The sequence below is a fragment of the Streptomyces sp. NPDC002669 genome, assembly GCF_042889165.1.
In the GTDB taxonomy this organism is placed as follows: domain Bacteria; phylum Actinomycetota; class Actinomycetes; order Streptomycetales; family Streptomycetaceae; genus Streptomyces.
Map to the genome: position 1 here is coordinate 112,429 of NZ_JBIAQQ010000023.1, position 13,799 is coordinate 126,227.

The 13,799-nt window shown below is 73.2% G+C and carries 12 protein-coding genes and 1 pseudogene; 4 read left to right on the forward strand and 9 right to left on the reverse strand.

Annotated elements, in window-relative coordinates:
• Positions 1–73 precede the first annotated feature (73 nt).
• From ACFYW1_RS28925 to ACFYW1_RS28935, 3 genes and pseudogenes are all read right to left on the reverse strand, one after another.
• Positions 74–889, reverse strand: a complete 816-nt coding sequence (locus ACFYW1_RS28925; RefSeq protein WP_388999442.1) for a DUF1684 domain-containing protein — start codon at positions 887–889, stop codon at positions 74–76.
• Between the two features lie 4 nt (positions 890–893).
• A pseudogene (locus ACFYW1_RS28930) lies at positions 894–1,046 on the reverse strand (F420-dependent methylene-tetrahydromethanopterin reductase); the annotation flags it as partial.
• Between the two features lie 354 nt (positions 1,047–1,400).
• Positions 1,401–2,633 carry a DUF5685 family protein gene (locus ACFYW1_RS28935; protein ID WP_388999445.1) on the reverse strand — a complete coding sequence of 411 codons (1,233 nt, stop codon included), beginning with the start codon at positions 2,631–2,633 and terminating at the stop codon, positions 1,401–1,403.
• A 306-nt stretch (positions 2,634–2,939) separates the two neighbouring features.
• On the opposite strand from ACFYW1_RS28935, the gene ACFYW1_RS28940 reads away from it, so the two are divergent.
• Positions 2,940–3,380: a cell division protein SepF gene (locus ACFYW1_RS28940; protein ID WP_148833848.1), complete on the forward strand. Its 441-nt coding sequence runs from the start codon at positions 2,940–2,942 to the stop codon at positions 3,378–3,380.
• Positions 3,381–3,440: 60 nt separating this feature from the next.
• Here the strand turns inward: ACFYW1_RS28940 and ACFYW1_RS28945 are convergent, their stop codons facing one another.
• Both ACFYW1_RS28945 and ACFYW1_RS28950 read right to left on the reverse strand, forming a co-directional pair.
• On the reverse strand, positions 3,441–4,652 hold the full coding sequence (locus ACFYW1_RS28945) for an acyl-CoA dehydrogenase family protein (protein WP_388999448.1): 1,212 nt from the start codon (positions 4,650–4,652) through the stop codon (positions 3,441–3,443).
• A 73-nt stretch (positions 4,653–4,725) separates the two neighbouring features.
• A complete protein-coding gene (locus ACFYW1_RS28950) occupies positions 4,726–6,447 on the reverse strand; it encodes an MFS transporter (RefSeq protein ID WP_388999451.1) in 1,722 nt (573 codons plus the stop codon).
• Positions 6,448–6,980: 533 nt separating this feature from the next.
• On the opposite strand from ACFYW1_RS28950, the gene ACFYW1_RS28955 reads away from it, so the two are divergent.
• Positions 6,981–7,997: a phosphatase PAP2 family protein gene (locus ACFYW1_RS28955; protein ID WP_388999454.1), complete on the forward strand. Its 1,017-nt coding sequence runs from the start codon at positions 6,981–6,983 to the stop codon at positions 7,995–7,997.
• 144 nt (positions 7,998–8,141) lie between these two features.
• Here ACFYW1_RS28955 and ACFYW1_RS28960 read toward each other — a convergent pair whose 3' ends face one another.
• The 4 genes from ACFYW1_RS28960 to ACFYW1_RS28975 form a co-directional block, all read right to left on the reverse strand.
• A complete protein-coding gene (locus tag ACFYW1_RS28960; protein ID WP_283850871.1) occupies positions 8,142–8,357 on the reverse strand; it encodes an I78 family peptidase inhibitor in 216 nt (71 codons plus the stop codon).
• 435 nt (positions 8,358–8,792) lie between these two features.
• On the reverse strand, positions 8,793–9,752 hold the full coding sequence (locus tag ACFYW1_RS28965; RefSeq protein ID WP_388999457.1) for a helix-turn-helix transcriptional regulator: 960 nt from the start codon (positions 9,750–9,752) through the stop codon (positions 8,793–8,795).
• Between the two features lie 273 nt (positions 9,753–10,025).
• Complete coding sequence (locus ACFYW1_RS28970) at positions 10,026–10,880, reverse strand: transferase (protein ID WP_388999460.1); 855 nt, start codon at positions 10,878–10,880, stop codon at positions 10,026–10,028.
• Complete coding sequence (locus ACFYW1_RS28975; RefSeq protein ID WP_388999463.1) at positions 10,877–12,160, reverse strand: glycosyltransferase family 4 protein; 1,284 nt, start codon at positions 12,158–12,160, stop codon at positions 10,877–10,879. Before ACFYW1_RS28975 ends, ACFYW1_RS28970 begins: the two co-directional genes overlap by 4 nt.
• 358 nt (positions 12,161–12,518) lie before the next feature.
• On the opposite strand from ACFYW1_RS28975, the gene ACFYW1_RS28980 reads away from it, so the two are divergent.
• Positions 12,519–13,307, forward strand: a complete 789-nt coding sequence (locus ACFYW1_RS28980; protein ID WP_388999466.1) for a hypothetical protein — start codon at positions 12,519–12,521, stop codon at positions 13,305–13,307.
• Between the two features lie 137 nt (positions 13,308–13,444).
• Entirely contained in the window at positions 13,445–13,771 is a 327-nt protein-coding gene (locus ACFYW1_RS28985; RefSeq protein WP_388999469.1) for a hypothetical protein, read from the forward strand.
• Positions 13,772–13,799 lie beyond the last annotated feature (28 nt).

The window sequence follows — 13,799 nt, forward strand, 5'->3', positions numbered from 1 at the left end:
CTCCCGACACGTGTACCCCGGTGCCGTTCGGGGCACCGGGGTACCGCGTCCGGGGGCGTGACGGTGCGGCGCGTCAGCGGTCGACGCGGTTGCGCTCCCCCGCCTCGACGGCGACGGAAAGGGTGTTGCCGGGCGGCGGGAAGGGACAGATGAAGTGGTCCGCGAAGGCACAGGGCGGCAGCAGTGCCCGGTTGAGGTCGACCGTCACGCCGCCGTCGGCGTCCGGGGCGGCGGGCCGCAGGAAGCGGAAGCGGTAACTGCTCCGGCCGCTGGTGGCGTCGGCGAAGACGGCCCAGAGCGAGCCGTCGGCCTCGACCGCCACCTGGAGGGTGTGCTCCGTGCCGTCGATCCCGAAGGCGATCTCGCCGGCGAGTCCGAGTCCGCGCTCGACCCCGTCGGCGTTCTCCACCCGGACCGTGCGGGAGGCGTCGTACGGGCGGAAGGTGCCCGGCAGCACCCAGCGGGGGTCGTACGGGGTGGCCTCGACGGCCCGGAAGGCGCGTCGCGCGGCGGAGTCCGGGTCGAAGTCCCGTACCGCCCACAGCCCTTCGCGGCTCAGCACGACCAGTCGCCGTGCGCCGTGCGCGACGCGGGAGCCGTCGATGGGGCCCCGGTCGGCGGTGAGGCGCACCCGGCCGGTGAAGGGCTCGCCGTCGACGGTCAGCCCGTCCTTGTCAGTGGCGTCGAGCACCACCGCGTCGCCGTCCTCCCGCCACTGTCCGGGAATCCCGGGAAGGCGGCCCTCCGGGTGGTCGGAGAGCCAGTGGGTGCCGGTGAGGGAGAGGGGCCCGTACGGCCCGGCGACCACGGCGGTGCGCTCCTCGTGCCAGTGCTTCCAGTCCTGCGCCGCCTGCTCGGGGCCGTGCGGCTGCTGTGCGTCCGTGCTCATGCGGTCAACCCTTCCACACCGGCTCGGCGAGCCCGGGGTGCGACCACAGCGTGGGACCGCCGTATTCGGGGCGGAATGCGCCGCGCCCCTGGAGGAGCGGGACGACCCGGTCGACGAACTCGTCCAGCCCGCCCGGGGTGAGGTGCGGCATCAGGATCGCGTTCCGCGGGGAGACCTGCTGGCGGCGGATCCCGGGCTCGGCGCCGGTCCCGTCGGGGAGGGACTGGCGTCCGTCCCGGATGTCCGCCGCCCAGGCGTGCGGCGCGGGCCCCGGGCGCACCCGGCCCTCCTGCCGGCCCGCTCCGGGACGACCGCTGTCACCGCGGGCTGTCAAGCCCGTCCACACGGTGAGCCGTACGTCCGGGCCCGGTTGACGGGGCACCGCATGCCCGTTCCACTTCGGTCGCGTGTGGACCGCCTCCTGTTGAGCCGGCCCTCTGCGCCCTCGCGCCTTTCCGCCCCGCCCGGTTCCGGGTGATCCAACCGGATCACCCGGAACCGGGCGGGCGGTTCAGCAGTCGCAACCGCAGTCGCAGCTGCAGCAGTCGCTGCAATTGCTGCAACAGTCACAACATTCGCAGCAGTCACTGCAGTTGCTGCAGTCGCACTGATTGCAGAGCCCTTCGCGGCGCTGGTGGCTCCAGGGGTCCTCGAACGTCCCGCAGCACATCTGGCAGGTGCAGGCCAGGCCCGCCCACACCAGGCAGCCCATGATCAGGCCGCGCCGGTCGCGCGGCGGCTCGGGCGGCCGCCCGGGGCCACCGGGACCGCCGGGGTTCGTCGGCGCGTACGGATTGCCCGGGGGCGGACCGAACGCGCCGGTCGGGTGGGTGGCCGACGACGCGGCCGTTCCGTCCAGCAGGACCGCGCCCGGCTGGTGCGAGCACGCCGTGGTGCCGAACGCCCGGTCCACCGACTGCCGCAGCTCGTGGGCCAGCAGCACGTGGGCCAGCTTGCCGTCGGTGAACTCGGCGTCGCGCAGGGCCAGCCGTACGCCGTGCAGCGCGTCGTCGCACAGCCGGCGCGCCTCGGCGCGCGAGGTGCCGGTCGCGGTGAGCGGGTTCCAGGCGCCCGACGCGGCGTCGGCCTCCTGGTCCTCCACGGCGTCCAGCAGGTGCGCCAGGCGTCCGAAGAGCCGGCCCGCCTCGGCGAGCGGCTCCGCGTTCTGCGGCCGGCCGGCGAGGACCGCGGTGTGGGCGAAGGCCGCCGCGGTGGCGGTCTCGGTGGGCTCGGTGATGGTGAGCAGCGGGGTGCCGGGCCCGGCGGCCAGTTCGATGCCGGTCTGCCGGTCGACGGCGTCGACGAGGAGCGCCGTGTCGAAGCCGAGCTGCGCGCCGGTGCGCGCCCCGGCGCGGTCCCAGCCCGCCGCGACCCGGCGGGCCGCCGCGGCGACCGGGCGGCGCCTCAACAGGCCGTCCCCGTCGGCGACGTGGTCCCGGACCTTCGCCGAGGCCAGCACCAGCGAGACGGCGGCGGCGAGCCGGGCGCCCTCGCCGCGGGCGACCGGGGCGGTCCGCATGGCGCGCAGCGGGCAGGGCCCCGCGGTGCGTCGCCATCCGGTGGTGCGTTCCGACTGAGCCTCCGTCAGGACGGAGACGATCAGGCCGTCGTAGTTCGTCACGATCCGGGCGAATTGCCCATGGTCGGAGCGAAGCGCGAGACAGAGCCCGCAGAGATGGGCCATCCATTCGGTCCTGAGCCCCTCGGACAACCGATGGGTGCAGGGCCTGACGATTCCGAACACGACGATCCCCCGAGAGTTTTCCGCCTTCGCGCCGGGTCGTGCGACCGCGCGACGTGCATCGTACCGAGCACCCCGTTCACCCGTACGTCCCTCATGTCACCCGTACGGTCCGGGGCATCATATTTTCTTTCTTTCACTCCCTTTATACGGGAGGAACCCTGACGAAACGCCACATCTTCTGCATCAGTACCGTCACGAACCCTCTGCGCGCCGACTATCCACTTGGCGCACGATCCGCATCATGGACGACCATAGGGATACGAAAGAGATGCGGACATCACGGAACCGCGGTGAGAGGAGGCGTCCATGGGATCGGTGCGCAAGGCAAGTGCCTGGCTGGGCCTCGTGGAGGACAACGACGAGCGGTACTACGACGACGAGTACGCCGAGGGCCCCCAGACCGGGGCGGCCCAGGCATGGGTGACCGACCCCCGGGTGCAGATCGCGTCCGAGACGGCCGAGGAGACGGGCCGCCGGATCGCCACCGTCACCCCGGACAGCTTCAGGGACGCACGGGCCATCGGCGAGCTCTTCCGGGACGGCGTCCCCGTGATCGTCAACCTCACGGCCATGGATCCCACCGACGCCAAGCGCGTCGTGGACTTCGCGGCCGGCCTCACCTTCGGCCTGCGCGGCTCGATCGAACGCGTGGCCACCCGGGTCTTCCTGCTGACCCCGGCCGACACCCAGGTGGTCAGCGGCGAAGCCGTCGGCCGGCCGGCCGACGGCTTCTTCAACCAGAGCTGAGCAGGGCGCTCGTCGGGCCGTTCCCGCCCCCTTCCGGCAGCCCCCCCGCCGGTCGCGGTCCTAACGGAACGCGTCGAGACCGGTGAGCGCCTTGCCCAGCACCAGCTGGTGCATCTCCACGGTCCCCTCGTAGGTGAGCACCGACTCCAGGTTCGTCGCATGGCGCATGACCGGGTACTCCAGCGAGATCCCGTTGGCGCCGAGAATCGTGCGTGAAGTGCGGCAGATGTCGATCGCCTCCCGCACGTTGTTGAGCTTTCCGAAGCTGACCTGCTCCGGGCGGAGCCTCCCCGCGTCCATCCGCCGCCCCAGGTGGTGGGCGAGCAGGATGCCCTTGTGCAGCTCCACGGCCATGTCCGCGAGCTTGGCCTGGGTGAGCTGGAAGCCGCCGATCGGCCGGTCGAACTGCTCCCGGGTCCTCGCGTACTCCAGGGCCGCCTCGAAGCTGGCGCGCGCCGCGCCCATGGCCCCCCAGACGATGCCGTAGCGGGCATGGCTCAGGCAGCTGAGCGGGCCGCGCAGGCCGATGACGCCGGGGAGCACCGCGTCGGCGGGCAGCCGCACCTCGTCGAGGACCAGTTCGCTGGTGACCGAGGCGCGCAGGGACCACTTGTGCCGGATCTCGGGTGCCGAGAAGCCCGGCGCGTCGGTCGGCACGACGAACCCGCGGATCCCCCGGCCCGGACCTCCCTCGTCGGTCTGCGCCCAGACGACGGCCACCCCGGCGACCGAACCGTTGGTGATCCACGTCTTGCGGCCGGTGAGCACCCAGTCGTCCCCGTCCCGCCTGGCGTGGGTGCGCATCCCGGCCGGATCGGAGCCGTGGTCGGGCTCGGTGAGGCCGAAGCAGCCGATGGTCTCGCCAGCCGCCATGCCCGGCAGCCACCGCTCGCGCTGCTCCTCGGAGCCGTAGCGGTGGATGGCGTACATCGCCAGCGAGCCCTGCACGGAGACCAGGGAGCGGATGCCCGAGTCCGCCGCCTCCAGCTCCAGGCACGCCAGTCCGTACTGGACGGCGGTGGCGCCCGCGCAGCCGTAGCCCTGCAGGGACATGCCGAGCGCGCCGAGCGAACCGAGTTCGCGGGCCAGTTCGCGGATGCCGGGCAGTTCGCCGTTCTCGTACCACTCGGCGATGTGCGGCAGTACGCGGTCGGCGGCCCAGCTCCGGACGGTGTCGCGGATCGCGAGGTCCTCGGCGCCGAGCAGGTCGTCGATGCCGAGGGGGTCGGCGGGGTCGAAGGGCGGGAGCTTCGAGGACTCGGTGGTGGACATGAGGGTGCCTCCGGCGGCTCGCACGATGCTAAAACTAGCAGTGTTAGTTATGGCGTCGCACCGACGTTACGGCTCAGTGCGCCGCCCGTCCAGAGCCGGTCGCCCCGGCGGGTCGGCGCCGGGCGGGCCGGGGTATCGGGTGCGGCGCGCGGTCCGCGGCGGGCGCCTCGTGCGCGGTACGGGACTCGTACGTACTGTCCGCGTCGGTCCGCAGCGGTTCACGCACCTCGTCCGCCGGGGAGTCGGGGGCCGGCGCGGCGTGCTCCATCCCGCGCGGCAGCCGCAGCGCGGCGAGCGCCCCGAGCAGCAGCAGCGCCGCGCTGACCAGCAGCGTGACGCGCAGCCCGGAGACGAAGGCGTGCCGGGCGGTGGTGCGCAGCACCGCGCCCAGCGGTCCGCCCAGCCGGTCCGCCACCTGGTACGCCTCGCCCAGCGAGTGGGTGGCCGCGGTGCGGGCCCAGCCCGGGACGCCCTTGCCGGGCAGTTCCGAGAGGCCGGGGGTGTAGGCGGCGTTCATGACGCTGCCGAGCAGGGCGATCCCCATGCCCGCGCCCAGCTGGTACGAGGTCTCGCCGATCGCCGCCGCGCCGCCCGCGCGGTCGGCCGGGGCCTCGCTGAGCATGGATTCGTACGCCCCGAAGAGGGTGGTCTGGAGGCCGAAGCCGAGGGCGACGAAGGCCGCGGTCAGCAGCACGGGCCGGTCGTGCTGGCCCATCGCGGTCAGGGCCAGCACCGAGAGGGCGGTGAGCACGAAGCCCCAGCCGACCATCCGGCGCGGGCCCAGCAGGCGCAGGGTGTGGGAGCCGAAGGCGCCCGCGACCATGGCCGCGAGGGTGAGGGGCAGCAGTCGCAGGCCGGTCTCCAGGGGGCTCAGCCCCAGGACGAGCTGGAGGTACTGCACGGCTATGAGCTCCAGCCCGACCAGGGCCAGCATCGCGATGACGATGCAGCCCACCGAGGTGGAGAAGGCGGGTCGGGAGAACAGCCCGATGTCGATCAGCGGATGCGCGCGCCGCTTCTGCCGGCGCACGAACGCGACGAGCAGCACGGCCCCGAGCAGCAGCGGGACGAGCGTGGCCGCGCCCAGTACCTCGCCCGCGCCCGCGCGCTTGACCCCGAGGACCACGCCGAGCACCCCGGCCGCGGCCATCAGCGCGCCCAGCACGTCCCACGGACCGTCGTCGCCGCCGCGCGACTCGGGCAGCAGCAGGCGGCCGACCGGCAGGACCAGCGCCATCAGCGGAACGTTGATCAGGAAGACCGAGCCCCACCAGAAGTGCTCGACGAGGAAGCCGCCGACGACCGGTCCGGTGGCGGCGCCCACGGCGGCGACGGCGGTCCAGATGCCGATCGCCACGGCCCGCTCGCGCCGGTCGGGAAAGACCTGCCGGAGGATCGACAGCGTCGCGGGCATGATCATCGCGCCGCCGACGCCGAGCAGGGCCCGCGCCGCGACGAGCACCCCGGGGCTGTCGGCCATGGCGGCGACCGCGGAGGCCACCCCGAAGAGCGCGTAGCCGAGCAGCAGGATGCGGCGCCGGCCGACCCGGTCCCCGAGGGTGCCGAAGAGGACCAGCAGCGAGGCGCAGACCAGCGGATAGGCGTCGACTATCCAGAGCAGGGCGACGGCGCCGGGGCGCAGGTCCTCGGTGACGGCGGGGACGGCGACGTGGAGCACGGTCGAGTCGAGCGCCACCAGCAGGAGGCTGAGGCAGAGAACGACGAGGACGACCCATCGATTGGCACCGTCGGCGGCTGGGCGCAGCCGGAATCGGGCTGTGGTCGTCCCGGACATGCATGTACCTCCAAAGGTCCCTCGCGCTCGGCGGGCCAACCGGGGTGACAGGGGTTCGCTGTCCCTCATGGCCCGGCATCGACGGGCGAGTGATCCGTCAGCGTACGCGAGTTCGGCACCCTCACGCGTGGCCCACTTCATACCCCGTCGGACCTCGCGGTGTGGCGTGCACCACGCCACGCCGCCGCCCGGACCTGCGCGGACTCGCCCCGCGCCCGGCACAGGACGGTACCCAAGGCCCGCCGGGAGTCGTCCGGCGGGGCCCGTGCCGGGCGCGGCCGGTGACCGCACCGGCACCGTCCGTTCCGCCCTTCTCCCGCCCGGAGAAATTCATACCGGCGCCTCCTGTGCTTTTCTGTCCGCAGCCAAACACCCTTCCGAAATGCGTGCGAAATCAATGGCGCGGAGAGTCGCCGGAACGCTTCCGTCGATCAGGAATTAAGGCCCGTCCGAGACATAGCCCACATCACATCGTCATCACGAAGGGACCGGATCGCCCTGGTCGCTCACTAACTCGCTGTAACGTCGATTGGGTGCGTACCGACATCTTCGCCCGGCTGGACCGGGAGCCGGAGCCGCCGAAGATAGAGCCACCGCGGATGAGCCGTCACCGCATCGCCCTCTTCGGCGGGACGTTGGCGTTCTATGCCGCCATCGTCGTCGCCGTCCTGGTCTCTTCCTGGCTGGTGGCCCTGGACTGGAAGGTCATGCTCTTCCGGCCGTATCAGCAGTGGCCGGAGATCCACGCCTTCCTCGACTACTACATCGTGCTCGGCCAGCGCGGCCCCACCGCCACCATGGTCGCCTGCTGGCTCGGCTGGCGCTCCTGGCGGCAGCACACGCTGCGTCCGCTGCTGACCCTGGGCGCGGCGCTGCTGCTGCTCAACGTCTCGGTCGGCGCGGTCAAGATCGGCCTGGGGCGCCTCGGCCCGCACTACGCGACCCAGATCGGCTCCGCCGAACTCTTCGCCGGCGGCGACATATTTCCCTCGGGCCACACCGCCAACGCGGTCGTGACCTGGGGAATCCTCGCCTATCTGGCCACCACCCCACGCGCCCGGCGCTACCTGTCGGCCCTGTCGGCCATCGTCTCGCTCGGCGTCGGCCTCACCACCGTCTACCTCGGTACGCACTGGCTCAGCGACGTCCTGCTGGGCTGGGCGGCGGGGCTGCTGATCATGCTGGGCCTGCCCTGGGTCGAGCCGATGATCACCCGGGCCGAGGCGTGGATCTTCGCCCAGCGCGAGTACCTGCGGGGACGCGGACCCGTTCCGTCCGTGCCCGTCGCGGCCGGGGGCCCCCGGACCGTGCCGATCCCGGAGGGCGGCGACGTCGTGGCACAGGGACCCGTACTGGAGCCGGCCGTCGCGACGGCGGGCGGGCCGGGCACCCGCTCGCGCTCCCATCCCGCGCACCCGTCGCATCCCTCGCCGCACCTGGTGCGTTCGGAGCGGTCCCCGGTCACGCCGACCGGCAGCCGGCGCCCGCCGCACGCCGACCGCGCACCGCGGGGGGGCGCGAGCCCGGCCCGCCCGGTGGCGGGCGGCTGAGGAACCGGCCGCGGGGCCGGTACGCACGACCGCTTCCCCACCGCACAACGAGGAAGGCCCCGACCAATGTCGGGGCCTTCCTCGTGTCTCCGGAGCCCTTCTGCCGCCCGGAGGCCGGGCGGCAGGGCGGTGGGGCGGTGGGGCTCAGCCCACCCAGCAGCGGGTGACGACGGCGTCGTCGACCTCGAAGTTGATCCGCCCGCTCCGGAACTCCATGGTGATGATCGCGCCCGGCGGCAGGGATCTGACGGTGGCCCAGCCATGGCTGCGGGCCCGTCGTTCGGCCGCGTCGGCGGCGAGGCCGACGTACGCGCCGGGCGGGTCGTCGGGCTGGGCGGAGGGGGTCGGTATGGGTGCCATGCCTCTCACCGTAGGCGGCCGGGGACCCGGACGGAAGCCGGGGAGGCGGTCGCCGCACGGCATCCCCACGTCCCTCGCCGGTCACGCTTGTGTCACAGGATCACGACACGCGCACCGTCCGTGCCGCGACGCCCGGACGCGCGTCCGGGGAGCCGACACACAGTAATCACACAAAGTCGGAAATAATCACGCGGCAGCCTCGGAAATCAAACGGAATAGCCCATTCGATTCGTTTCGAATTCCCGTACAGAATGACTTGAGTAAATGAGAATGCCGCCAGGAATTCACGCTTCCTTATGGCACCCTTATCCTTTGGTCACAATATTCGCTTCGGGGGGCGGAGGCGGCTGTCCGGCGCCCCTATAGAGGCCGGCCCTCGCCTCCCGGTGACCGGTCGACACCCCTGCGGACGGAACCGGTCACCTGCGGCGGGGCTCAGTCCAGAGCCCTGGACAGCCGGTCCCGGGCCGTTTTGATCGCCTCCTCGAACTCCGGCGGCTCGACGACCTCGAAGTCGAATCCCAGCATCAGGACGTGGACGACCAGCACGTCCATGCTCGCCGCACCGGTGCGCAGCAGGCAGCTGTCGGCGTCGATCGCCTCCAGGGTCCCGGCGAACGGCGAGGTCCTCGCGGCCGCGCGCTCGATGCCCACCTTCAGCCGGACCACCGCGTGCGTGGCGTACGCGGTGGTGGAGAGTCCCTCGGAGACGTAGGCGGCCAGGTCCTCGGCCGGTGGGTCGCGGGGGACGAACCGCGGGCCGTGCGGCGGCGTGGGCGTGATCCGGTCCGCGCGGAACGTGCGCCAGGCCGCCCGGTCCAGGTCCCAGGCGACGAGGTACCAGCGGCGCTCGGCGCACACCAGCCGGTGCGGTTCGACGGTGCGACGCGTCGCGGCACCGGCGTGGTCGCGGTACGCGAAGCGCAGCCGCTCGGCGTCCCGGCAGGCCGCGGCGAGTTCGGTCAGGACGGCCGGGTCGGCGGCGTGGGCGCCGGGGTCGCGGAACAGCGGCACGGTGAAGGCGTTCAGCGCGTTCACCCGGCGCCGGAGCCGGTTCGGCAGCACCTGTTCGAGCTTGGCCAGCGCGCGTACGGAGGTCTCGCCGATGCCCTCGACGCCGTTGCCCGCCGCCGTGCGCAGCCCGACGGCGACGGCGACGGCCTCGTCGTCGTCGAGGAGCAACGGCGGCAGCTGGGCCCCGGCACCGAGCTGGTAGCCGCCGCCGGTGCCGGGGCTGGCGTTGACCGGGTAGCCGAGGTCGCGCAGCTTGTCGACGTCGCGCCGGACGGTGCGCGGGGTGACGCCGAGCCGTTCGGCGAGATCGGCGCCGGACCAGTCGCGGTGCGCCTGGAGCAGTGAGAGCAGGCGCAGCAGTCGTGCCGAGGTCTCCAACATGGGCGAGTCTGCCAGGGCCCCGGACACCCCGGGCCCGCCCCCGGTCCGGATCCTCGAACGGCCGGGCCCGTCCGGCCCCGGCCCTCGCACGGTCCGGGGCCACGGCGGCTCCGTGCGCGGCGCGAAGGTCGCTGAGCGCGGGCGCCTTGGAGCGCGGTGGCGTCAAACACGGGCATCGGGCCCCGGACGTGCGCCGGGTCGCCCCACCGCGCGCCGGACCGCACGGCACGCGCCGGACCGCCCGGCCGCACGGCGGGGCGGTGCGCCGGCGGGCTATCGAGCGGCCGGGGACTTCGCCGGGGCCGGGTCGAGCCGTACGCAGAGGTCGTTGTCGCTCGAATAACAGGGAGTGGCCAGGGCCCCCTCCCCGACGGGGCGGGCCGGGTAGACGAAGATCTTCTTCCGGTCCCAGACGTCGTCGAGGATGCGGGAGATCCGCACCCCGCCGTCCGGTCCGCCGTCCGCGGCCCCCGGGACCAGCCAGAGCGTCCACAGCTGCTGCTCGGTGAGGGGTCCGTCGGCCAGCCGGCCGACGGGGAGCGCGCAGGTGAAGGTGCCGCCCCGCCCGGTGACCGGTGCCCGCAGCACCCGGCCCTCCGCGCCGGACAGCCGCGCCTCGACCCGGGCGTCGGCGCCGAGCTCCGTCCCGTACAGCGTGCCCCGGACGGTCATCGTGCCGTCCTCCAGGGTGATCGGCCCGGCCTCGGCGTGCGGTGCGCGCAGCCAGCAGCGCACGGCGAGCCGGCCGTCGAGCGTCGGGTACGGGATGCGGACCGCGATCTGCCCGGTGTCCGGGGCCCGGTCGACGAGCAGCCGCAGGTCCCTGATCCCGGGCCGGACGGCCACCGCCTCGGCGTCGTTCGCGTCCGGCTCCCGCAGATGGACGTCCCAGCGGCCCTCGGCGGATTCCGTGCAGCCCGGCAGCACCGCGCGCAGCCGGCCGTCGCGCAGCGGGCTCAGCGCCAGCCGCACGGTCCCGTCCGCGCCCTTGGCACCGCGCAGCCGGAGCAGGAGTTCGGGCAGTTCGCCGTCCTCGTCGCGGCGGCGGTCCAGGTCGAAGGTGATCCCGCCGTCGGGGCCCACGGTGCAGTCGGCCCGGAACGTTCGGCGGGACGTGGTGGCGGTCATGCGGAGTTCCCCCTGCGGATCACGGCGGCCGCCTTGTAGCGCAGGGCGTACGCCCCGTCGAGCACCGTGCCCCGGGCGCGGTGCAGGGTGGTGCGCATCGCGCCGTGCGAGCGTTCGCGCGGGCCCCGTGCGGCGAGTTCGGTGAAGAGCCGTTCGTGGCGTTCGGCGATCCGTGCCGGGTCGAATCGCTGCGAGGCGACCAGGGCGGCGTGCCCCGCCCGGTGCCGTGCCTCGTCGTCGTCGATCAGCCCGAGCAGCGCCCGGGTCACCGCCGCAGTGTCGCCGACCGGCACCAGCCGCCCGTCGGTGCCGTCGTCGATGATCTCGCGGGGGCCGTGCGGGCAGTCGGTGGCGACGACCGGCAGTCCGCAGCGCATCGCCTCGACGATGGTCATGCCGAAGGACTCGCGGTCCGAAGTGACCGCGGCGATCGACCCCTTGGGCCATTCGGCCTCCAGCGGGTTGACCGGGCCCATCAGGAACACGTGCTCGTGCAGGCCGAGTTCGTCGATGAGCGCGACCAGTGTCTCCCGCTCGTTCCCGGTGGCGTCACCGCCGCCGTAGATGCGCAGCCGCCAGTCCGGGCGGGCGGCCACCACGTCGGCGAAGGCCCGCACGAGCAGGTCGTACCGCTTGACCCGGTGCAGCCGGCCCGCGGCGATCACCCACTTGTGGTCGCCGTCGGCGGGGGCGACCGTCGGCGCGGGCACGCTGTTGGGGATGGCCTCGATCCGTACGCCGGGCAGCTTGAGCCCGGTCCGGTAGGCACGCGCGTCGGCCTCGGTGACGGTGGTGATCGCGTCGAGCAGGGCGTAGCGGTGCCCGATCTCGCGGCGCAGCCGGTAGCCGTGGCTGTCGAGGGTGAGGTGTTCCTGGCCGATCCGGACCGGGCCGCGCCGGGTCTGCCTGCTGATCTGCACGTTGAGCCCCGGCCTGGTCCCGACCACGACGTCCGCGTCCAGGGAGCGCAGATGTTCCGCCACCCGTGCGTCGGTCAGCCTGCTGTACTGCCGGTGCCTGCTGTCGCCGCGCGGGAACACCGTGGCGGGGCGGGCGTGCTCGGGCGCGTCGCCGTCGTATGTCGGGCTCTTCTTCCGCAGGTCCACGAGGTGGCTCATGCGCACGCCCGGGGGTGCGCCCAGGACGGGGTCGTCCCGGTGCCGGAAGACCGACACGATCTCGACGTCGTGGTGCCCGGCCAGCTCCTCCGCGAGGTTGAACGTCGTTCGGATCGTGCCCCCGACTCCGTAGGCGTTGTGGAGCAGGAAAGAAATGTGCATGGAACGCCGTGTCTCCCGGGTCAACTGGCCAGTGGGCGGGGTGCACTTGCCATGACGGTACAAAGCTCCCGGAGGTTCACTCCGGAAGGAAACGATTTTCGGCCGCTCGCCGGCTCATCCGTTTTCCTGCTTTGTCGACGTATCGGCGTGCAGGGCTGTCGTCGAGTCGACCACATCGCCGTACACCCCACCAGGAGGAATCGGCGGCATGTGCCCCGACGGACACCGGGATTCACCCTCTGTGGCGGATGGTTCGATTACGTTCCCTTTCTCGCGTGACCCCGGCCGCGGATCTCCCGTTGTCATCTTCATGAGCCGGGAACCGCCCGGCGCACGCACCGAGTTCGAGGAGCCACCCGTGCCGCGCATGCTCGACGTCAGCGAGGACGTACGCGCCGAGATCGGCGATGCCGAAGCCGACCGGCTGCTCGTCGGCGACAACACTCCCGGCAGTTACGACTGCACCTCCTGCCGCACCCCGGGGAACTCCGAACAGGAACGCACCAGCACGGTGCTGTTCGTCGGCGACGAGACCGCGGTGCTCGCCTTCGCCCACGCCACCTGCATCCCCTCCCAGGTCGTCCAGGTCGCCGAGGAGCAGCTGCAGGGGGCCGTGCGCAGCATCACCGGAAACGAGGCCGGGGCCGGGCCGTCGCAGGACCTTCCCCCCGAGCAGGCCGTGCTCGGGATCACCAGCGGTCTCGTCCTGATCGACGACGAGCTCCACCCGGCCCTCGTCGTCGAGCCGACCGGCGCGATCGCCCGGCCGGGCACGGACGGCAGCCGGGGGGACGAGTTCCTCCAGCTGCTGCTGGAACAGGGCTTCCACCGGGCCCCCCGGATGGACCAGGTGCCCGCCGTCCTGCACGGCTGGTCGATCCTGCTCGCCATGGGCAAGCTGCACGCCGTGCTCCAGCCGGGCCCCGACGGCGGCGCCCCGGTCGCCTGGTGGCAGGCGCACGCCCCGCTCCAGGTCACCGAGGGCTGGCGGACCGCGGCCAACAAGTCGCAGACCGTCCTCGTCTTCGCCGCCCCGGCGGGGGCGATCGGCCAGCAGCCCCGCGAGGACCTGCTGCGCGACGCGCTGGACAGGGCCGCGGCCGACGGGCTCCTGGTCGCCGCCGCGATGCCGCTGGCCGGGACCTGATCGTGGCCGACCGGTCCTCGCGCCCGCGGCGAACCGCTATTTCTCCGTCGCGCCCGCATCCGACGGACACCGGGGTCGTTGGCCCGTACGTGCACTCATACGACTCCTCACACCAGCGCCCGAGCCCGATCCCTGCCATGCGCCCCACGCAGGACCCCTCGGGTGGCCAGTCCCACACCCCGATCTACGACGCGCTGTACTCCGAGTACCGCCGTTCGTTCCGGGCGCTGCCGGGTGACCGGAGCGGTGAGGAGAATCTCGGCTTCATGTCCTTCGGCAGCGGGCTCTTCGGCAGCCGTCTTCCGGCGGCCCCCCGCCCGGGCTTCTCCACCGGGCTGTCCGCGACCGGCGGGGCCGGCGGGGCCACCGGCACCCGTGGCGGCACCGGTTCCTGGCAGCGGGTGGGCCGGCATTCCGGGCGCACCCAGCCGGCCGCGCTGCCGCCCGGTTCACGCGGGGCCTGACGCGGCACGAAGCCCCGGCCGGTCCCGG

Bases quoted from the DNA above. Each gene is read 5' to 3' on its own strand.
- ACFYW1_RS28970 (WP_388999460.1), bottom strand. From the start codon at position 10,880: ATGACCGCCACCACGTCCCGCCGAACGTTCCGGGCCGACTGCACCGTG.
- ACFYW1_RS28950 (WP_388999451.1), bottom strand. From the start codon at position 6,447: ATGTCCGGGACGACCACAGCCCGATTCCGGCTGCGCCCAGCCGCCGAC.
- ACFYW1_RS28945 (WP_388999448.1), bottom strand. From the start codon at position 4,652: ATGTCCACCACCGAGTCCTCGAAGCTCCCGCCCTTCGACCCCGCCGAC.
- ACFYW1_RS28985 (WP_388999469.1), top strand. From the start codon at position 13,445: ATGCGCCCCACGCAGGACCCCTCGGGTGGCCAGTCCCACACCCCGATC.
- ACFYW1_RS28965 (WP_388999457.1), bottom strand. From the start codon at position 9,752: ATGTTGGAGACCTCGGCACGACTGCTGCGCCTGCTCTCACTGCTCCAG.
- ACFYW1_RS28940 (WP_148833848.1), top strand. From the start codon at position 2,940: ATGGGATCGGTGCGCAAGGCAAGTGCCTGGCTGGGCCTCGTGGAGGAC.
- ACFYW1_RS28960 (WP_283850871.1), bottom strand. From the start codon at position 8,357: ATGGCACCCATACCGACCCCCTCCGCCCAGCCCGACGACCCGCCCGGC.
- ACFYW1_RS28925 (WP_388999442.1), bottom strand. From the start codon at position 889: ATGAGCACGGACGCACAGCAGCCGCACGGCCCCGAGCAGGCGGCGCAG.
- ACFYW1_RS28975 (WP_388999463.1), bottom strand. From the start codon at position 12,160: ATGCACATTTCTTTCCTGCTCCACAACGCCTACGGAGTCGGGGGCACG.